This is a genomic window from Roseimarinus sediminis (assembly GCF_050433125.1).
Taxonomy (GTDB): Bacteria; Bacteroidota; Bacteroidia; order Bacteroidales; family Prolixibacteraceae; genus Roseimarinus; species Roseimarinus sediminis.
The window spans coordinates 15,988-35,114 of the sequence record NZ_JBNPXV010000004.1 but is presented as its reverse complement, the minus strand read 5'-3'; the positions used below and the strand labels follow the sequence as shown (position 1 = coordinate 35,114).

20 protein-coding genes and 1 tRNA gene are annotated in these 19,127 nt (G+C 41.8%); 9 read left to right on the top strand and 12 right to left on the bottom strand.

All coding sequences use genetic code 11. The annotated features are described in order from the left end of the window. Positions 1–165: 165 nt before the first annotated feature. The 5 genes from FHS86_RS06385 to FHS86_RS06365 all read left to right on the top strand — a co-directional run bounded on the left by FHS86_RS06385 (position 166) and on the right by FHS86_RS06365 (position 3,021). The gene (locus tag FHS86_RS06385) at positions 166–1,032 is read left to right on the top strand and encodes a sigma-70 family RNA polymerase sigma factor (protein WP_429412145.1); all 867 of its coding nucleotides are present in this window, start codon (positions 166–168) and stop codon (positions 1,030–1,032) included. A 95-nt stretch (positions 1,033–1,127) separates the two neighbouring features. Continuing rightward, positions 1,128–1,778, top strand: a complete 651-nt coding sequence (gene rpe / locus FHS86_RS06380; RefSeq protein WP_429412144.1) for a ribulose-phosphate 3-epimerase — start codon at positions 1,128–1,130, stop codon at positions 1,776–1,778. A 68-nt stretch (positions 1,779–1,846) separates the two neighbouring features. Then, a complete protein-coding gene (locus FHS86_RS06375; RefSeq protein WP_429412143.1) occupies positions 1,847–2,575 on the top strand; it encodes a hypothetical protein in 729 nt (242 codons plus the stop codon). Beyond that, on the top strand, positions 2,559–2,852 hold the full coding sequence (locus tag FHS86_RS06370; RefSeq protein ID WP_429412142.1) for an MTH1187 family thiamine-binding protein: 294 nt from the start codon (positions 2,559–2,561) through the stop codon (positions 2,850–2,852). The genes FHS86_RS06375 and FHS86_RS06370 overlap by 17 nt, the downstream gene beginning before the upstream one ends. A 92-nt stretch (positions 2,853–2,944) precedes the next feature. Beyond that, positions 2,945–3,021 (top strand) — tRNA-Arg (locus FHS86_RS06365). Between the two features lie 222 nt (positions 3,022–3,243). On the opposite strand, the gene FHS86_RS06360 is transcribed toward FHS86_RS06365, so the two are convergent. Together FHS86_RS06360 and FHS86_RS06355 are read right to left on the bottom strand one after the other, a co-directional pair. Continuing rightward, positions 3,244–3,675: a DUF5606 family protein gene (locus FHS86_RS06360; protein ID WP_429412141.1), complete on the bottom strand. Its 432-nt coding sequence runs from the start codon at positions 3,673–3,675 to the stop codon at positions 3,244–3,246. 42 nt (positions 3,676–3,717) lie between these two features. Continuing rightward, complete coding sequence (locus tag FHS86_RS06355; protein WP_429412140.1) at positions 3,718–5,787, bottom strand: TonB-dependent receptor plug domain-containing protein; 2,070 nt, start codon at positions 5,785–5,787, stop codon at positions 3,718–3,720. 361 nt (positions 5,788–6,148) lie between these two features. Between FHS86_RS06355 and FHS86_RS06350 the strand changes: the two genes are divergently transcribed. From FHS86_RS06350 to typA, 3 genes are all read left to right on the top strand, one after another. After that, on the top strand, positions 6,149–6,655 hold the full coding sequence (locus tag FHS86_RS06350; protein ID WP_429412139.1) for an RNA polymerase sigma factor: 507 nt from the start codon (positions 6,149–6,151) through the stop codon (positions 6,653–6,655). 137 nt (positions 6,656–6,792) lie between these two features. Further along, entirely contained in the window at positions 6,793–7,410 is a 618-nt protein-coding gene (locus FHS86_RS06345; RefSeq protein ID WP_429412138.1) for an outer membrane beta-barrel protein, read from the top strand. A gap of 126 nt (positions 7,411–7,536) precedes the next feature. Then, a complete protein-coding gene (gene typA / locus FHS86_RS06340) occupies positions 7,537–9,330 on the top strand; it encodes a translational GTPase TypA (RefSeq protein ID WP_429412137.1) in 1,794 nt (597 codons plus the stop codon). 55 nt (positions 9,331–9,385) lie between these two features. On the opposite strand, the gene FHS86_RS06335 is transcribed toward typA, so the two are convergent. After that, a complete protein-coding gene (locus tag FHS86_RS06335) occupies positions 9,386–10,006 on the bottom strand; it encodes a hypothetical protein (RefSeq protein ID WP_429412136.1) in 621 nt (206 codons plus the stop codon). Positions 10,007–10,209: 203 nt separating this feature from the next. On the opposite strand from FHS86_RS06335, the gene FHS86_RS06330 reads away from it, so the two are divergent. Then, positions 10,210–10,782, top strand: a complete 573-nt coding sequence (locus tag FHS86_RS06330) for a thioredoxin family protein (RefSeq protein ID WP_429412135.1) — start codon at positions 10,210–10,212, stop codon at positions 10,780–10,782. 91 nt (positions 10,783–10,873) lie between these two features. Here FHS86_RS06330 and FHS86_RS06325 read toward each other — a convergent pair whose 3' ends face one another. From FHS86_RS06325 to FHS86_RS06285, 9 genes are all read right to left on the bottom strand, one after another. Beyond that, the gene (locus FHS86_RS06325; RefSeq protein ID WP_429412134.1) at positions 10,874–11,818 is read right to left on the bottom strand and encodes a glycoside hydrolase; all 945 of its coding nucleotides are present in this window, start codon (positions 11,816–11,818) and stop codon (positions 10,874–10,876) included. Positions 11,819–11,854: 36 nt separating this feature from the next. Further along, complete coding sequence (locus FHS86_RS06320) at positions 11,855–12,901, bottom strand: beta galactosidase jelly roll domain-containing protein (RefSeq protein ID WP_429412133.1); 1,047 nt, start codon at positions 12,899–12,901, stop codon at positions 11,855–11,857. An 83-nt stretch (positions 12,902–12,984) separates the two neighbouring features. Continuing rightward, on the bottom strand, positions 12,985–13,368 hold the full coding sequence (locus FHS86_RS06315) for a hypothetical protein (RefSeq protein WP_429412132.1): 384 nt from the start codon (positions 13,366–13,368) through the stop codon (positions 12,985–12,987). 131 nt (positions 13,369–13,499) lie between these two features. Beyond that, on the bottom strand, positions 13,500–14,177 hold the full coding sequence (locus FHS86_RS06310) for a response regulator transcription factor (RefSeq protein WP_429412131.1): 678 nt from the start codon (positions 14,175–14,177) through the stop codon (positions 13,500–13,502). Between the two features lie 6 nt (positions 14,178–14,183). Further along, positions 14,184–15,704 carry a sensor histidine kinase gene (locus tag FHS86_RS06305; protein ID WP_429412130.1) on the bottom strand — a complete coding sequence of 507 codons (1,521 nt, stop codon included), beginning with the start codon at positions 15,702–15,704 and terminating at the stop codon, positions 14,184–14,186. Positions 15,705–15,832: 128 nt separating this feature from the next. Next, entirely contained in the window at positions 15,833–16,555 is a 723-nt protein-coding gene (locus FHS86_RS06300) for a peroxiredoxin (protein ID WP_429412129.1), read from the bottom strand. Between the two features lie 11 nt (positions 16,556–16,566). After that, positions 16,567–16,971, bottom strand: a complete 405-nt coding sequence (locus tag FHS86_RS06295) for an acyl-CoA thioesterase (RefSeq protein ID WP_429412128.1) — start codon at positions 16,969–16,971, stop codon at positions 16,567–16,569. A 68-nt stretch (positions 16,972–17,039) separates the two neighbouring features. After that, positions 17,040–18,734 (bottom strand): FAD-dependent oxidoreductase, encoded by a 1,695-nt coding sequence (locus FHS86_RS06290; RefSeq protein WP_429412127.1) that lies wholly within the window; start codon positions 18,732–18,734, stop codon positions 17,040–17,042. A gap of 55 nt (positions 18,735–18,789) precedes the next feature. Continuing rightward, entirely contained in the window at positions 18,790–19,113 is a 324-nt protein-coding gene (locus tag FHS86_RS06285) for a NifB/NifX family molybdenum-iron cluster-binding protein (RefSeq protein ID WP_429412126.1), read from the bottom strand. Positions 19,114–19,127: the final 14 nt, after the last annotated feature.

Below are 19,127 nucleotides of genomic sequence, written 5' to 3'. Positions count from 1 at the left end.
AATCACCGACTAATTGGCAGTGCTATTATACGGAAAATAATTGAAACTTTTTAACTAACAATATGTTCAATTAAATAAGGGCTAACACTGCCTGGGTGAAAAATCTAAGGGAATAATCTTTTAAATATAATTTTTTATTTATTTTCGGAAGCAAAACAAGGGAGTATGAGGCAACTTAAAATAACAAAACAGGTTACCAACAGGGAAACTTTATCATTGGATAAATACCTGCACGAAATTGGCAAGGTTGATCTTCTCACGCCTGACAAAGAAGTTGAACTTGCCAAACGAATCAAGAAAGGCGACCGATCAGCATTCGAACAATTAATCAATTCGAACCTTCGTTTTGTTGTTTCAGTTGCCAAACAATACCAAAATCAGGGATTAAGTCTTCCCGATCTGATCAACGAAGGCAATCTGGGCTTGATTAAAGCAGCACAACGCTTTGATGAAACCCGGGGCTTTAAATTCATTTCCTACGCCGTATGGTGGATTCGTCAATCCATCCTGCAGGCCCTGGCAGAGCAGGCGCGTATTGTAAGGCTTCCGTTAAATAAAATTGGTTCAATCAATAAAATCAATAAAACCTTCAATCAATTGGAGCAGGAATTCCAGCGTGAACCTACCACCAAGGAAATTTCTGAAATTCTTGAATTAACTCCCGAGGTAATTGAAGAAGCGATGAAAGCATCGGGGCATCATCTGTCAATGGATGCGCCACTCAAAGATGACGATGGAAATAATATGTACGATGTTTTGCTCAACATGGAAACACCGAGCCCTGACCGTGGATTGCTCAACAACTCGCTACAACAGGAAATTGAACGCTCGCTGGCCACATTGGGTGAACGTGAGGGAGAAATCATTCGCTATTATTTCGGGTTAAACGGTACCCGACCGCACACCCTCGAAGAAATTGGCGAAGTTTTTGGTCTTACACGCGAAAGAGTAAGACAAATAAAGGAAAAAGCCATTAAAAAGCTTAAAAATAACTACCGGAACAAGCTATTAAAAAGCTATCTGGGTGAATAAAACATTAAGCTCCATTTACGGAGCTTTTTTTTATTCATCCAGGCAAAAAAGATTATTTTTGTTTAATGTTACCCAATAATATTAATAAGAAGCAAATGAAGCGCATCATAGCACCATCGATATTATCAGCCAATTTCCTCCAACTGGGCAACGACATTGAAATGCTTAACCAAAGCGAAGCTGAATGGATTCATTACGATGTAATGGACGGGGTGTTTGTACCCAACATATCCTTTGGACTCCCCATACTGGAGCAAGTTAACCAATTGGCGAAGAAACCAATTGATGTGCATTTAATGATCAACAATCCTGACCCCTATCTGCTTCCCTTTAAAGAAGCAGGAGCTGACAATATTACAGTTCATTATGAAACCTGTCAGCATTTGCACCGAACCATTGGAGCCATCAGGCAACTTGGTATCATGGCCAGTGTTTGCCTAAATCCGCACACACCGGTAGCTGTACTGGAAGAAATACTTCCCGAACTCGACATGGTGCTGCTGATGTCGGTTAACCCGGGCTTTGGTGGTCAGACCTTCATTGAAGCAACTTACAAAAAGGTACGAAAATTGAAGGAGATGATTGATGAACAGCAACTGAACACGCTGATTGAAGTCGACGGAGGTGTTAACCTTGAAACAGGCAAAAAGCTTTTTGAGGCAGGTGCCAACGTTTTGGTTGCCGGTAATTTTATCTTCAAATCAGAAGATCCGATGGCAAGCATCAGCGCGCTTAAAAACATTTAAACCAACTGTTCTGTTGCTATCAGTAATCATTATTACGATTCAGCTAAGTTGAACAGGAAGGATAAATTATGACAAACGAATTAAACTATAACAACATACAGGATGTACTAAAGAACATCACTGGAGATTATAAAATTCTGGAAGAAACGGTCGATCTGGAGGTGCAGAAAAGCTTTTATGAGTCGTCGAAAAGCCTGCAGTTCGATATCACCGGCGACGAAATCGATCTTCTTATTGCCTATTTATCATCAAATGACCAGCACATCGATGAAAGTAAAACAGTGCTTCAGAAACTGGCCATGGTCGATTCCGTTAAAGCATTCAGAGCCATCGAAAGCTACCTGGAAAATCCCCTGCCCGAACTGCGCGACTGGGCAACACTGGCATTGCAGCAAAGCCGGATGATTATTCAAAGTTCCCTGCTCGACGAACAACAGGTGTTTATTTCAACCGGGTTGGGCGGCAAGGTCGACAAGTTGCGCTACATGCTTATATTTCCCTACAAAACATCCGATGAGGTGGGAAACATTCAACAATCCGTACTTGAAAAGGAACTTAACTTTTTTCTGGATAAAATAAATGGTGAATTGGAAGAAATCAGCTTTGATGAAAAATTTGCCAGCGCTATTGCGCTCATTCCGTTAAAAGCCGATGTAAGCAGCATGATTAACGATTTATTGCTTGAATGCAATCAGTTTGGCGATTTCTTATCAGATGATGCCATCATTACCAATATCAAAAAGTTTTCGAGCGAAGAAATACTTAACATTTTGAAGAAATATGAAACACAAGATTAATTTGGCCTTGCAGGTACTTCCCCAATCGCAAAGTACGCATCCCTACTCCATCGTTGATAAAGCAATCGAAGCCATTCAGCGCTCGGGCCTGAAATACCAGGTATGCCCTTTCGAAACAGTAATTGAAGGTTCATGGGATGAAGTAATGAGCGTCGTTCAGGAAGTTCACGAAATTTGTTATGAAAATGGGACAGAAAAAATGATGACTTACATAAAAATACAAAGTCAAAAAAATGAAGATGTTACCATCAACGACAAGATGGAAAAATACCAATAGTGCGGCTTTCAGGCATTTTTTCCTGAAATTTATTTACTTTTTTATTTGCAGGTAATACCCGATTCATTATATTTGCACCGCGTTAAAGCAATGGACCTGTAGCTTAATTGGATAGAGCACCTGACTACGGATCAGGAGGTTAGGGGTTCGAGTCCCTTCAGGTTCACCACTCGAGAAAAGAACTACCAATGGTAGTTCTTTTTTTTTACCATCATTTCTTCAGAATTCTTCGTCTAAAAAATGTTGACCCAAAGGTACGGATGGATCAGGAGTATTAATTACTAAACTCATTGGAGTCGTTCGCTCATTTTTCAATATAAAAAAAGAGACAATAAGCTAGCCCATTGTCTCTTCATTTGGATGTTTCCATCCCTTACAATAATACCTTCAGCTAGCTTTCGGTCTGTTGCTCGTCCGAAGCTTCATTTTCTTGCTCTTCATCGTCAAATTGAAGCATATCACTTTGCTGTAACACATTGTACCATTGCAGTACCTTTTTGATATCGGAAACATAGACCCTGTCCTGATCATAGTCGGGCAGTATCGTTTCAAAATACTTTTTAAGTACTGCTCCCGATGATTTAGGATCAATAGCTGCTTTGAAATCTTCTTTCTCTGCAATTTTTTTAAACACTTCTCTCAAAGGCACTTCACCATTTTGCGTAAAAATTGCAATATCCTCGAGCGAAATAATTTTATTGGTAGAATGAGCAGGAAAACGACGTCCGTTATCCAGCGATTCTACAATCAGGTTCTTACTCCCTTTTGAAACCACCTTGTACAATCCTGATTGACCTGAAATGGCCAGAATATCTTTCAACATAACCGATGCTTTTTTTTAATTTTTGCCGAAGATATTAAATGTTTATTTGCCGCGAAAACGATTCTGGTCAAAATCGATTTTTTTGGCAAATCCAAATTTTATCCAGCGACCAGGCTGTGGCACATTTCCATAATCAAAGTACTGAACATCAAAAAGATTATTCAGCATTGCATAAATATGCCAATCGGGCTGTCTCCATTCAATTTTTAACGTGCTTGTAAAAAATGGGTCATAATTGCTCATGCCAAGCGAAACTCCGTCCTCTATTCGTTCAAACTGACCATTGCGGTCCTGAAACACCAATAGCCATTTGGCACTCAGTTTTGAAAAAATTCGATGACTAAAATTGATATCGACCCGATGTCTCAAATAATTCAATGCATAATTCGAAAGCAGTGTTGTTTCAGGTTTTGACTGTTCAATAAAGGTATAGCTGATATTCAACTGCTGAAGAAAATGATCGGGATGAATCAGTTTTTCAAAATTGGCATTTAGGGAAGTCTCGATACCCGAAGTAAGCAGCCTGGTATAATTAACGGTTCGCCAAATTGCATCGACATCTTCGCGCACCCAGTCGATCATGTTATTTCCCCTGGTGTGAAAACCGCTCACTGCCACTTTCAATCCCGGCAGCTGAAAACGGTAGCCCAAATCAAAGCCACTGGCCTCTTCGGGCAACAAATCAGGATTCCCCTGATTATTGGGACCATGATAATAAAGATCGGTATAAGTGGGCATTCGCATCGTTCGATTTACAGAAGCTGTTAGGGTTGAAGATTCACTTAACTGATAAGCTGCATCAATTCCAGGATAAACAAACCAACGACCTTTAAGGTCGCTGTTGTAACTTAGATTGATACCTACATTGATCATTAGCTGATTGAAATATTGCTTATGACCTGCGAAAACAGAATAGTTACTTCGCTGATGCGACTTATCGAGTAAAATGGTATCGTTAACCGGACTAAACCGTGGATCCTTACTTTCTTCACCCAGGTTATTACTAAATATGCTTTCATTACGAATTGCAAGTCCTACGGTTGTAATGGCATTGCTTCCATGCAAATAATTGGCCAGCACATTGCCACCCCATACATCGGTAGTATGATAGTTGCCATACAATTCAGGATTTTCGCGAAATAATAAAAAACGATCGTTGTTTCTTCGGAAATAAACACCCGGGTTGAGCTGAAGATGCTGCCACTTCGTTTGGTAATCAGCTGAAGCAAACCAGGTCCGGGTTTCTTCATACTGATCGGGAAAACGGGCAGTATAAAAGCTGTTGGCACCAAACTTTTTATCGGTAACAGCAGCCTGTATCCCGGCTGTATGCACACCTGATTCAAGCATTCCGCGATAATAAATGTTTTTTGAACGGTAATCGGTGTTTTGTGTATAGCCATCACTGGCTGAATTTTGGGCAGTAAGCAAATGACTGGTTTTGCCTATTGGCAGTGCAGCACTCAGTTGTTCGTCATGGTAGCGGTACTGCCCCCCTTCAAGTGCTAGTTTTATAAAGGGCGCTTCGGGCGTTTTGGTAATAATGTTGATTGCTCCACTAAATGCTCCCGGTCCGAATTTCCAGGCTCCGGGCCCTTTTAGGATTTCAATACGCTCGATGGAAGAAAGACTGAAAGGAAGATTGAGATTGTGATGACCTGTTTGAGGGTCGGTAATGTTGGTGCCATTAAGAAGGATCAGCACCTGGTCGAAGGAACCTCCGCGGATGGAGATGTCGGATTGCATGCCATTGATGCCACGTTGGCGAAGGTCGATGTTTGAAGCATATTCCAGTAACTCGTCGATGGAAGACGCAGCCGCCCGCTCAATTTCCTTTCGATCGATGGTAACCACTACCCTGCTTAGTGCCGAATAGCTTTCCGGCAAGGCATCAACCGTGACATCGATCGATTCAAGATCGTAATTACGGGCTACTTCAGAGCTGTCAGTTTCCTGGGCCTGAACGACTCCCTGATTGGCAAATAAAAGATAGGCAACCGACAATGATGCAATCTTAATGACCTTGCGCAAACTGTTAAATACAGCATAACGCTTGTTATCCCACCGTCGGAAAACCACCTGCGGGATTTTCAAATTCACTTTTTGTTTCATTTCTGTGCTTTTTAATTAAAAAATGAGCCGTAAATATATTCAAGATTTGAACTTTTTCTGAATTTGTTCACAACTTCTGCAAAATAAATACTTTTTTATTCTAAAATCTGCATCCACTCATTATCAAGCAGGATCGATCAATTCATTCGGTAATTTCATCAAATAATTAACTGATATTCAATAGCAATTCAATTGAGGGATTGACTTCATCGAAATAAATGCCTATATTAACTAGACTATATTTAACGATAATGAAGGATCAAAATTAGTGCTTGTTAACAAAATTTTCATCTATTAAAGACTTTTTTGTCTTAAATTGTTTTATATTTGAACAGAAGTTTTACCCAAAAACCTTGTCACTATGTCAGAATTACAATTTAATCACAAATTACTCAGTTTAGAGGATAGTCTTAAGTACTACGCGTTGAGCCTTACATCGGATATTGATAAGGCGAACGATTTGTTGCAGGAAACTTTCCTGAAGGCACTGACCTATCAGGACAAGTTTACCGAGAACACCAATTTCAAAGCCTGGGTGTACACCATTATGAAGAATACCTTCATCAATGATTACCGCAAGGCTTCGAAATCGAGAAATAGTTTGAATGGTTCAAACAGCGAATTTCATCTTAAAATTGCAAAGGACAGGATTTATCCTTCGCCCGATTCGTTTTATTCGTCGAACGAGATTGAAAAAAGTATTTCATCGCTCGACGATGAGTACCGGATTCCTTTTCAAATGTTTCTCGACGGTTATAAGTACAAAGAAATAGCAGAGAAGCTGGGGCTGCCACTGGGAACTGTTAAAAGCAGAATTTTCTTCACCCGTAAGAAACTGACTGCTACACTCAAAGAGTTTGTAAAATAATTATTCAATTAAACCGTTATAAAGGCTGTTGTATCTACAATGGCCTTTTTTTATTGATCAAAAAGTAGATTTACAGCTCGATTTTTATTTATTTTACATGCATCAATTTCATTCAGATTTTAACAAACCTGTTCACAATGAATAAGTTTCTCATTATTTCGGTAGTATTTCTGATGATACAGACCATGGCATTGAGTCAGGGCCCTGTTAATATTGGTATTAAGTTTGGTACCAACAGCTCACGCATGCTTACCGACATAGATGATGTACTCAATGAAAATATCAATGAAGAAGAAATTAACAATTACCTGGTTGGAGCTTTTGTCAGAGTGAATGCCGGCCGATTGTACGTGCAACCCGAAGCCTATTTCAATACCAAGGGGGGCTTAATTACTCCTGTTAGCAACAATGAATTCCAAATTCCGACCTCCACTACATTTAATTACGAAACCATCGATGTCCCGCTATTGCTTGGTATCAAACTAATCGATGGTGAACTGATCAATGTCCGCCTGCACGGTGGACCCGTGTTTTCGTATGTTACCGCCAATTCACTGGCATCGGAGATCTCAGATTTTGATCCTCAGCATCTCAACGACACCTACATGGGCTGGCAGCTGGGAGCCGGCATTGATGTGTGGTTTATAACTTTTGATGCTCGAATTGAAAACAGCGCCAACATCCTTTCTTCCGAAAGTTCATTTGAAGCCAGAAACCGCGTTTATCTGCTCTCTGCCGGAATTAAACTGTTCTAAAAAGCACGACTACTTCAAACTTTGTTAATAAATTGTTGTTTCAACTTTGACTACAACGCATAAGTCGATTTTCTGCACGTTTATCGTTTAATTCGATTACTTTTGCGCGACTTAAAAAGGAAGAAAATGCAAATCAGAAATGTTGCAATTATTGCACACGTCGACCATGGCAAAACAACCCTGGTAGACAAGATGTTACTGGCCGGAAAACTATTCAAGGACCATGAACGCCCCGGAGACTTAATCATGGACAGTAACGACCTTGAAAAGGAAAGGGGCATCACCATCCTTTCAAAAAACGTTTCGGTTAATTATAAGGACACCAAAATAAACATCATCGATACACCCGGACACGCCGATTTTGGAGGCGAAGTAGAACGTGTACTCAACATGGCCGATGGCGTATTGTTACTGGTCGATGCTTTTGAAGGCCCCATGCCTCAAACCCGCTTTGTTTTGCAAAAAGCAATCCAGTTGGGTTTGAAGCCCATCATTGTTATCAACAAAGTGGATAAACCCAATTGCAGGCCCGAAGAAGTACACGAAATGGTATTCGATCTGATGTTTAACCTCGATGCCTCCGAAGATCAGCTCAACTTTCCAACGGTATATGGTTCGGCTAAAGAGGGATGGATGGCTGAAAACTGGAGTGAGCGAACCGACAATATTACCGTATTACTCGATGCCATTATCAAATACATTCCTGAACCCAAAGTAGAAAAAGGAAATACTCAGTTACTAATTACTTCCATCGATTTCTCGCCTTACCTCGGACGGATTGCCGTTGGTCGTTTGCAGCGCGGAAGTTTGCAGGAAAATCAGCAGGTAAGCCTTTGCCATCGCGACGGGTCAATTGTTCGGACCAAAATAAAAGAACTGAACGTATTTACCGGTTTGGGCCGTACCAAGGTAAACAGAGTCGAGGCCGGTGATATCTGCGCGCTGGTCGGAATCGATAATTTTGACATTGGTGACACCATTGCCGACATTGACAATCCCGAGCCGCTTCCTCCAATCGCCATCGATGAACCCACCATGAGCATGTTGTTCACCATTAACAACTCTCCTTTCTTTGGGAAAGATGGAAAATTTGTCACTTCACGACACATTTACGACCGACTTCAAAAGGAACTTGAACGGAATTTAGCGCTTCGGCTTGAGGAAACAAACAGTGCCGACTCATGGAATGTGTTTGGTCGTGGTGTACTTCACCTTTCGGTTTTAATCGAGACCATGCGGCGCGAAGGCTTTGAATTGCAGGTGGGTCAACCACAGGTTATTATCAAGGTAATCGATGGTGTTAAGCATGAACCGGTTGAAGAATTAACCGTTGATGTACTCGAAGATTACTCGGGAAAAGTGATTGAGCTGGTTACCCGTCGCAAAGGCGAATTGCTAAGCATGGAACGCAAAGGTGAACGGACAGTACTTGATTTTCATATTCCATCGAGAGGAATCATTGGTTTAAGAAACAATGTGCTTACCGCAACAGCAGGCGAAGCCATCATGGCTCACCGTTTTATCGAATTCCAGCCTTTTAAGGGAGAAATCGAAAAACGCAACCAGGGCTCGCTGGTTTGCCTCGAAACCGGAACAGCCATTGCCTATGCTTTAGACAAGCTGCAGGACCGTGGTAAATTCTTCGTTAAACCGGGTGACGAGGTGTATGAAGGACAGGTGATTGGCGAAAGTACCCGCGAAGATGACCTGACCATCAACATTACCAAAACAAAGAAACTCACCAACATGCGTGCTTCGGGTTCTGACGATAAAACCAAACTGGCCCCACCAATTGTTTTTAGTCTTGAAGAAGCACTCGAATACATTCAAAACGATGAGTACGTGGAGATTACGCCAAAGAAAATCAGGTTAAGAAAAATTTACCTGAAAGAGCATGATCGAAAACGTTTAAGCAAATAATACAAAAAAAACTCCCGCTTTCTGTCGGGAGTTTTTTTTTGTATTGCTTGAACGATCAGAACCATCCAAAAATGAAATTCATATAAACTCCCACATTCGAGAAGTCATTGTTCGACATGCCTTCGATTCTGTTTACATCAAAAGTACGCCGGTACTCGGCCCCAATGTTCATTTTAAAGAAACGGGTAAAATTCACTTCGGCCGATACTGCAGGAACCACAACAAACACAGCATCGCTCACACGTAAGTAGTTTTCAGTAACTCCGCTGGCTGTTCCCCACCCGCTTCGGACACTGAATACAGGGTGGATCATCCTTTCAGGAGCCATTTCATACCCCATCCATATTCCACCGTGACCAAACTGCAGATTGCGCACAGTCGCGGTATTAATGTGAGTCGAAAGTCCCTCGCCATAACCACCAACAAAGAAGTTATTGATAAGAATTCCTCCTCCGCCTCCCATCATCATGGCAAACTCGCCACCCAGCGACGAATAACTCATGCTTGGACCACCAAAACCACTGATGCGTTTGATCTTAATGGTACTGAAAACAGTTTCTATCTGCTCATCCTGATCGTTTTCATAAAACTCATCAATACTTACTGTTTGCTGACTGAATGTGAGACTTGAAACCATTAGCATTGTGACAATTAAACAAAGTTTTTTCATTTTCATAGCGATTCTTTTAATTATTGGTGATAGTGCCTGACCTTATCAATTTTGGACTCACTTCACTTTAATATTTACAAAAAAAAGACAGACTAGAAGTGAAAGGGTTGCAAAGTGCAGTCCGTAATGATCAGAAAATTGATGAACCGATACCAGTCAATTTCGTTATAATGTAAGTAAAACAACCTATTAACTGAAAACTAAAAAAAATGGTACATACCTTCTCAACAATGCTGCCCCTCGGAACAAAAGCGCCGGAATTCAAACTCAGAGATGTTGTTAGTGGTGCATGGTTTTCGCTGAACGATCTGCAATCCGATAAAGCCACAGTATTTATCTTTATGTGCAATCACTGTCCGTATGTAAAGCATTACAACGAAGAAATTGCCGCGCTCAGCCATGAATATCAACAGAAAGGAATTGTATTTGCCGGAATAAGTGCCAACGATGCAGCTGCCTTTCCTGACGATGCACCTGAGAAACTGAAAGAACAGGCACAAAGTTTTGGCTTCGATTTTCCCTACCTATACGATGAAACACAGCAGGTTGCAAAAGCCTTTAAGGCTGCCTGTACACCTGATTTTTTCGTTTTCGATAAGGAACTGAAACTGGTATACCGTGGACAATTGGACGACTCGAGGCCGAAAAACGAACTGCCGGTAAGCGGTAAAGATCTGCGTCAGGCGCTCGATGCCATTTTAAAGGGCCAACCTACTGCTTCGGAACAATTTCCTGCATCGGGTTGTAACATCAAATGGAAAGCAGGAGTCAGCCCTTTTTAAACACACTGTAAACTAATGAAGAAAGAAAGCATTGCAATATGCTTTTAATTTAAGAAGATGAGTATGAAAGCGGGCAATGGCATTCCAACTGCTATTGCCGCCTTTTTTTCCAATAAGTGATAAAATTTTCCTGAGTAATTAAACCGATATTTCCTTCCAGAATTCCACCTTCATGACCACGGTCGTGAACTTTAATTACCAGCACGTTTTTCCCGGGTTGAATTAAGTCGTCGGGTATGAAATAATTCCTGAATTCGCGGTGCATGTCGGAATTTAAAGCACTACCAAAATTACCCGTTTGACCAACCAACTTTCCATTTACAAAAAACTGATCATCATCGTCGATGCGGCCTGCCAAAAAGATCAGCTTTTGAGAAGCTAAGTGCGCCGGAACATTGACTGTTCGTGAATACACGGCATAACCGTCATAGTTATAGAAACCCTGATCTTCCCAGGCACCCGGTACCACAATGCTTGTGGTTTTTGCAAGCACTTCCCTGCCTAAGTTGAAATTCCAGTTTCCACTCAGATCGATATCAGGAATTACGGCTACTTCACCGGCCAGCAACCTGATTGTTCCACTTACAATTCCTCCTTCGAGCTGAGCATCGTAGGTACGTACTGCAATTACATTTGTCTTTCCATGATTTACCAGGGTTACAGGAATCTGATATTTTCTGAAGGCATTGTAGGCCGTGGCGTATTGAGGTGGAAAGGCACCTGTTTGTCCTATCTTAATTCCATTGAAATATACTTCATCGACATCGTCGATAAAACCAAGCTCGAGGAACAATTCACGACCTGAAAAAGATGCTGGTATTATCAGTGTTTTGCGGTACCAGGCAAAACCGTTGTAGCCTTGATAGCCTTGTTCCTCCCATCGCGAAGGAACTGCAATCAGATCCCATGAAGCATCATCGAAGCCCGGCAAGGCCCATGCTTCATTGTCTCCAATTGAGAACTTCCAGCTTCCCCTTAAGCTGATTTCATGTTCAGCAGCCAGCGTCGGTTGGGTGCAAATGACAAACAAAATCATTATGATATGGCTTAAACGCATTTTCATTTCCTCTCTTTAGAATTCAAAATAGCGCAAAATGGCACGAACCGGATCATCCCAAAAATCACCAACATTGCGCTCAAGAATAATATTTGCATTACGGGTATTTATTAATCCAACCGGTCCCTCATAGATGCCTCCGCCCAATTGTTCATCACGTACCTCAACCACCAGTACATTCTCTCGTTTTAACTGATTGCGCGGGATGCGATAAACCCGGTACAAGCGCCAGGCGGCACCTTTTGAATAGCGGCTGTATTCGTCGAGATATTCTGTACGTCCTATCAAATCACCATTCAGATACACCTTGTCAAAATCGTCAACTTTTCCCAATACAAGGTACAATTCCTCGTTGATTAAAGAAGCCGGCAACTGAAAGCGATGCCGGTACCAGCCGTAACCATCGTGATTGGCATAGCCCTGATTGTCCCAGTTGGCAGGCACTGCAATTTGATCCCAGTGACTGTCGTCGTAACCGGCATTCAATATTCCTCTTTCACGTAAGGTAGTAAACTTCCATTCACCACTCAAATCGTACTCCAAAAGTGAAAAATCATTATCGTAAAAAATTCCAATATTATTTCCCCTGATAAGTCCACCCGGACCACCTTCATCAAAAACCCTTACGGCGATGAGGTTGTTTTCGGCTTTTAAAAGGCCTTCGGGTAAATAATAAACCCGATTCAAATCGTAAGCTGTTGTGTAAGCAGGAAAAAATTCTCCCGTTTGCCCAACCTTAACCCCGTTGATATAAACCTCGTCCACATCATCGATCTGTCCCAGCATCACTACCAGAGGACCATTGGCCGGCAAAGAACGGACGTCGAACGAACGCCTGTACCACCCGTAGCCGTTGTAACCTTCGTAGTAATCCTCCCAATAGGCCGGTACATACAAACGATCCCAACTGCTGTGATCGTAAGCTGGATCGGCCCATTGCATGTCATCGCCAACACTAAATGACCAGAGTCCTTTCAGGTCGGCAATGCGCGTCCAGTCGGCCGGGCGGGCCGTTGTTGCTGCCAGCATAATCAAAATCAATATTGTAAAACGAGCTTTCATGCTTTTGTTATTTTCTTATTCTTGAATGAACTTTTAAAAACCGGGTAGTGAGATCAAACTACCCGGAATTGCTTTTCATCAGTCTAAGTCCGATAGTCGAGATTAAGACGTAATTTGTAATTTTTATTCTTCAAATCAGCATGAGCTTTGATTTGAGCATGATTCAGTACTTTTTTAACATACGTTCCGGCATCGCAGTTATCACATTTAACGTGAGTAATAATCAGTTCACCGTTTTCGCTTACCAAAAATTTAATTTCAACATTTTCTTTCAATCGATTGATTCCATTTTTATAAAAGAAATTGTTACCACTGTGAAAATCGTCCCAGATCATCTGCTGAATGGTTGACGACAGATCTTTTACATTCTTTGCTTCACTTACTTGTTCTTCATTGTTTTTCGACATAGCCACCATGCTTGCGATGGTGAAAAGTGCTGTTAATAAAATTGTGTTCAATGTTTTCATGGCTTTAATACTTTAATTGTTCAACTTATACGATACAAAACTATTACCTGCTTATCACACAAAAATTTGTTTTCGGTAACATGGTATCATAAGTTGTCACAAAATGTCACAAGTAAAAAAGCTTTCATCATTTACAAAACTAGTTTATAGCCAAAACCATGAACCGTTACGATATGATTCGATTGAGCGGTATCGACTTTTTGCCTTAGTCGCAAAATAAAATTATCGATTGTACGACTGGTAGGCTGATAATCGTAGCCCCATATACTATCGAGCAGCTTTTCGCGGGTAACAATCTGGTTGGCATGTTGATAAAGAAAGAGAAGGATTTCAAACTCCTTGTGCGACAGCTTTACCGGCTGGCCCGCCTCACTGGCTTCCATGGCTGCAAAGTCGACCGACAGGCGACCGATCTCAACGGCCTCGTGCGTATTCCCCTTTCCGCTTGATGTACGACGCAGAATGGCTTTAATACGGGCCAGAAGTTCTCTCAGACTGAAGGGTTTGGTGATGTAATCGTCAGCCCCCAGTTCAAGTCCTCTTACCTTATCGAGTTCTTCCCCTTTGGCAGTAAGCAATATAACGGGTGTCGCTATTGCTTTGGCGCGCATTTGCTTAAGAATATCAAAGCCCGAAAGCTGTGGTAACATCACATCGAGTAGTATGAGATCATACGATTCTGATGTAATCATGCCCAGGGCCTTATCGCCACGTTCGGCGCTTGCAACCTGATAGCCTTCAAATTCGAGATTGTCGCACAAACCGGCAAGCATGGCAGGCTCATCTTCTACAATTAAAATTCGGGTCATGTTAGTCTATTTTAGAGGGAACCATAAAGTAAAACAACTTCCCTGTCCTACTGTGCTTTTCACTGTAATTTTTCCCTGATGATGTTCCATAATCTGTTTTACAATATTGAGTCCCAGTCCTGAACCTTTTGCTTTATGTGCCAGATTACCCTGGGTTACCCGGTAAAACTTATCAAAAATTTGCTTCTGGTGCGATGGAGCTATTCCAACGCCATTATCTTCCACTTCAATTTTCAGGAATTCCTTATCTGTTTTTGTTCTGACAATAATTTTCCGCTCATCCTCTTTGCTGTATTTTATTGCATTGTCGATTAAGTTAATAAGCGATTCGGAAACAGCTTCCCTGTCGGCTGAAATACTTAACTCATTGCTGGCAAGTTCCAGTTCACAACAAACCTGAGAAGCATGAAAATGGGCCTGAAAGTTTTCCGACACTTCCCGTATCAGCTGATTGATCTCCACTTCATCCATTTGATACAGCCTTTTGTTGTTTTGCATTTTGGAGAAATTCAAAATACGATTGACAAGTGCCGTTAAACGGCCGGTTTCCTGATGAATGACCTTAAGATATTCAATTTTTTTGTCCTCGTTACGCACCCGATTGAGTAGAAGTGTTTCGGCATACATACTGATGAGTGCCAGTGGTGTTCGTATTTCATGCGATACATTGCTGACAAACTCCGATTTCAGCTCAGCGAGCTTCACTTCCCTTCTGATTGCCATAATTACAAATGTAATGGCAAATAATATGGCTGCTACCATGGCAGCAAAAATGTAATTGTCGCGTTTCGATCGCGAACTTACCAGGTCGTCGATGGTAGCATTCTGTAAACTGATGCTGATTTGGTAACCGGGTAAATACCACATGGGGCTTACATGCACATTTTCGTTTTCTAACTTCGATGAATCAGCTTTCAAGCTGTTTTGCTCACTAAGGCCTTTGGCGATTCCAATGTTGAATCGCCCCTGCGAAATTTGTTGTATTTCAGGACTCAGGTGCCGGTCAATAAAGGTATTGGTTTGAATGGTGATTGCTCCCAGCAGTGGCTTTGTCAGCGATTTCATCATAAAAAACAGTGTGATGAATTCACCATGTTCAACACTTTCAATTCGCTGATAATCCTGTTTTATATACTCCTGAAGTTGATTTGACAATTGCCAACCCGGGTTGGGAAGTTCAATTTGCTGCTCACGACTGTAAACTTCGAGTACTGATTCACCATCGTTATCATAGAACGAAATTTGTTGGATGGCCAGGTTGTTTTGCATTAAACGGGCAACCACCTGTTGCATCATTTCACTTTTGTAGTCAAGCGGTAAATCGACCTGATTGAGCCATGAAACAAAAATATTTTCGGAGTTTTGGTTGATGGTAAAAAGTATCGTTTCAAGTTGCTGATCGAATATCCGTTGCACTATTTCTTCATTCTCACTTAGGTTAGAGAGTTGCTTAATATAGAAAAAAGTAATGGGCAATGCTGCAACCAGCATCAGTATCACCGTAATTTGAAGAATGAAGCGTTTCATAGTTTCAGATATGGCTTTAAAGTTATGACTATTTTGTAAAATAAAAACCAAATTCTGCCTAACACAAAAAGAACCGCCCTTCCTGGATAAAAGAAGAGCGGCTCCGTAACATCTATAAACAAAAGAAACTATTTTTTCTTCAATACAGCTTTTAACACTTTCTCCTTATCGAGCTTTTTAGTGCAGAAGAACCAGTCTTTGCATTCCAATCCTTCTTCTTTGCCGTCCATTCTGCTTTGAGCGGCATTGCACGATCCGGCAGGTGAAATAATTACATCGTCACCCGGACGCCAGTCGGCAGGAGTTGCTACATTGAATTCATCGGCTGCCTTCATGGCAATCAGGGCACGATAGAGTTCGTCGAAATTACGGCCCAAACTAAGTGGATAATAGATAATCGCCCTGATAATTCCTTTGGGATCGATAAAGAATACGGCTCTCACTGCCTTGGTATTGCTTTCACCCGGTTGAATCATTCCATATTTGGTGGCAACCTCCATGGTAATGTCTTCGATGAGCGGGAATTTCACCTCAACATCTTTCATTCCTTTGTATTCGATTTTGTCCTTAATGGTACGCAACCAGGCAATGTGACTATACAAACCATCGACCGATAAGCCCACCAGTTTACAGTTGGCTTCGGCAAACTGTTGCTCCATGGTAGCAAAGGTCATAAATTCGGAGGTACATACCGGGGTAAAGTCGGCCGGATGGCTAAACAGAATGACCCAGTGCCCTTTGTAATCGTTGGGAAAATGAATATCTCCCTGCGTGGTAACAGCTTTAAATTCAGGTGCAGCTTCGCCGATACGAGGCATCGCAACTACTTTTTGTTCATTCATTTCTTCCATGATGAGTTATTTTAAAGGTTAGTACTAAGTTTTTGTATGATAAGGTCAGGCGGTCGACAGGCTTTTTTCGTTGTTTTACTAATAAAAGCCAGTGTCACTTTTGCCCTGTGTACAATTCCCCGCTCACCTGCAGTGATAATGTAAACCAATTCAAGTACCGAACGGGGAAGTTGCTTGATCTGTGTTTCTACCACATATTCTTCGTCGTAATGCAAGGATTGAATAAAATGGGCTTCCATTTTCACAACAGGCATTAATACGCCATCTTCTTCAATTTGTGCATAATCAATTCCCATCGACCGAAACATTTCCCAACGGGCATTCTCATAGTAACGGGCATAATTTGAATGATGCACAAAGCCCATTTGATCGGTTTCACTATAATTTACCTTCGCGGTATACCGATGTTTTAACATTGCTGTTAGCTGTTAATTATCAACTGCTTTATTTGCTAAAAAAAGAACAGGAAATCTCTTTATTTGTTTTATTTTTCCCTTTTATAATGCCAGGCAGCCAAACCACCTTCAAGCACTTTTACATTGGTATAACCATAAGCTTGCAACACGACAGCAGCTTCGTATCCACGTAGTGATATCTTGCAAAAAGCGATGATCTCGGTACTTTTGTCTTGTGGCAGTTCGTTCATGCGTTCACGAAGCTGCCCCAGCGGGATGAGTGTTTCACCTTTACCCAGGCGCATTAGCTCAAATTCATCGTAACCACGACAATCGAGCAGGAAAAAATTATCTTTGCGATCAATCTTTTCCTTCAGCTCTTTGGCCTTGATACCAGTAAAGCGACCTTTTCGTTTGTTTTGCATGATATGGGCTGTGGCAATGCTGTGATCGATGGCCAGTGAAAATGGCGGGGCATACGGGAAATCGGCATTGATCATGTCGTCGATACACATTTTAGCCTGAATGGCCATGGCCCAAATGGCGATTTGTTTGCTCACATCTCCGGGCCCTATACACTGGGCACCAAGAATCTGACAAGTGTCGGCGTTAACAATCAGTTTGCTTACCATTAATTTTCCTTCCATAAAACCTGGCTTATCAGGACTTGCATTGATCACACTGTCGACCCTGATTCCGAGTTTCTCAGCCCTGTCTTCCGATAAGCCCGTGGCGCCAACATTGTAATCAAAAACCTTGCATATGCCAGTCTGGATGGTTCCTTTAAAGGTCACTACATTTCCTAAAACTGCATTTTCGCCTGCTACACGGCCTTCGAGGTTAGCCAGGTCACCATAGGGTGCCAACACTTTTTGCCCTGTAACCAGGTTTGGAATTTCAATACAGTCGCCCACTGCATAAATGTCCTTTTCTGAAGTCTGCATGTATTCATTTACCCTGATACCACCGGTTTCGCCAACTACAATGCCGGCATCAGCTGCCAGTTTTACATTGGGTTTTACGCCAATTGCGATGACTGCAAGTTCACATGGAATTTCAGTTCCGTTCTGCAGCTTAACAGCCTTCAGCTTTCCGTTTTCACCAATAAATTTTGCAACGCCGTTTCCTGTAATCACGTTGGTTTTCGAGCGAACATAGTTTTCGACCAGTTTGGCCATATTAAAATCGAGGAAGGTCAACAGCTGTGGTAGTAGTTCAACAATGGTAATTTCAATACCCGCAAGGTTGAGCGCTTCGGCTGTTTCGATACCAATTAATCCGCCACCAATCACCACGGCCTTTTGGATTTCTTTTTCATCGCGTATTTTTCGCAGATAATCAGCATCACGCATCGACTGAAGGGTGGTAATACCTTCTAAGTTTACCCCTTCGATTGGTGGAATATTAGGACTTGCACCGGTGGCAATAATCAGCTTATCGTAAGGAAGCTGATGCTTCTCACCGGTAAGCAGATTGGTGGTTTCAACCACTTTACTTGCTTTATTGATCCGCGTAGCTTCCGTGCTAACCATGGCTTTTATACCCTTGGCTTTGAGATAGAACTTCTGGTCGCGAACGACTCCGGTGGGAGTACTTAACAACTGATTTCGATTATCGAAAAAACCGCCCACATAATAAGGGTAACCACACGATGCCATCGAAAGATCGGGATCTTTCTGAATAATGGTTATTTCGGCAAATTCATCTAAACGACGGGCTTTGGATGCCGCCTTGGGGCCGGCTGCCGAACCGCCAATGACTACAATTCTGTTTGGTTTGTCCATGCTTTTTCGGTTTTATGGAATTGCTACATTCAACACCCCAAAACAGACTTGTTTTTTACTCAAGCTGCATTAACCTGAGTAGTTGTTTCAGGGTTCGCTTCTTTTCACTGATAATGATCAACTGTAAATTGGATGCTGATGCCAGTTGCTGTACTTTCAGTCCCAGCTCAAAAGCCAGCAGGGTATCAACCCCAAGGCCTGATGTTAACCAACTGAACACATGCTCACCAACCTTTTTATCTTCATCAAAATAGGGGTTTTCGACCCATTCAATTTGATGCGTTTCTTTTTCAATAAGTGCGAAATATTTACTACGGGCAAACTTCAACGAAAGCCCATTTTCAAGCTGAGTACCCGTTACAGGAATGGCTAATTTCATAACAACTGATTTTA

Coding starts and splice junctions, on each gene's coding strand:
- FHS86_RS06350 (WP_429412139.1), top strand. CDS start 6,149: ATGTCAGAATTACAATTTAATCACAAATTACTCAGTTTAGAGGATAGT.
- FHS86_RS06360 (WP_429412141.1), bottom strand. CDS start 3,675: ATGTTGAAAGATATTCTGGCCATTTCAGGTCAATCAGGATTGTACAAG.
- FHS86_RS06385 (WP_429412145.1), top strand. CDS start 166: ATGAGGCAACTTAAAATAACAAAACAGGTTACCAACAGGGAAACTTTA.
- FHS86_RS06335 (WP_429412136.1), bottom strand. CDS start 10,006: ATGAAAATGAAAAAACTTTGTTTAATTGTCACAATGCTAATGGTTTCA.
- FHS86_RS06355 (WP_429412140.1), bottom strand. CDS start 5,787: ATGAAACAAAAAGTGAATTTGAAAATCCCGCAGGTGGTTTTCCGACGG.
- typA (WP_429412137.1), top strand. CDS start 7,537: ATGCAAATCAGAAATGTTGCAATTATTGCACACGTCGACCATGGCAAA.
- FHS86_RS06320 (WP_429412133.1), bottom strand. CDS start 12,901: ATGAAAGCTCGTTTTACAATATTGATTTTGATTATGCTGGCAGCAACA.
- FHS86_RS06370 (WP_429412142.1), top strand. CDS start 2,559: ATGAAACACAAGATTAATTTGGCCTTGCAGGTACTTCCCCAATCGCAA.
- FHS86_RS06345 (WP_429412138.1), top strand. CDS start 6,793: ATGAATAAGTTTCTCATTATTTCGGTAGTATTTCTGATGATACAGACC.
- FHS86_RS06330 (WP_429412135.1), top strand. CDS start 10,210: ATGGTACATACCTTCTCAACAATGCTGCCCCTCGGAACAAAAGCGCCG.
- FHS86_RS06325 (WP_429412134.1), bottom strand. CDS start 11,818: ATGATTTTGTTTGTCATTTGCACCCAACCGACGCTGGCTGCTGAACAT.
- FHS86_RS06285 (WP_429412126.1), bottom strand. CDS start 19,113: ATGAAATTAGCCATTCCTGTAACGGGTACTCAGCTTGAAAATGGGCTT.
- FHS86_RS06305 (WP_429412130.1), bottom strand. CDS start 15,704: ATGAAACGCTTCATTCTTCAAATTACGGTGATACTGATGCTGGTTGCA.
- FHS86_RS06315 (WP_429412132.1), bottom strand. CDS start 13,368: ATGAAAACATTGAACACAATTTTATTAACAGCACTTTTCACCATCGCA.
- FHS86_RS06310 (WP_429412131.1), bottom strand. CDS start 14,177: ATGACCCGAATTTTAATTGTAGAAGATGAGCCTGCCATGCTTGCCGGT.
- FHS86_RS06375 (WP_429412143.1), top strand. CDS start 1,847: ATGACAAACGAATTAAACTATAACAACATACAGGATGTACTAAAGAAC.
- FHS86_RS06295 (WP_429412128.1), bottom strand. CDS start 16,971: ATGTTAAAACATCGGTATACCGCGAAGGTAAATTATAGTGAAACCGAT.
- FHS86_RS06300 (WP_429412129.1), bottom strand. CDS start 16,555: ATGGAAGAAATGAATGAACAAAAAGTAGTTGCGATGCCTCGTATCGGC.
- rpe (WP_429412144.1), top strand. CDS start 1,128: ATGAAGCGCATCATAGCACCATCGATATTATCAGCCAATTTCCTCCAA.
- FHS86_RS06290 (WP_429412127.1), bottom strand. CDS start 18,734: ATGGACAAACCAAACAGAATTGTAGTCATTGGCGGTTCGGCAGCCGGC.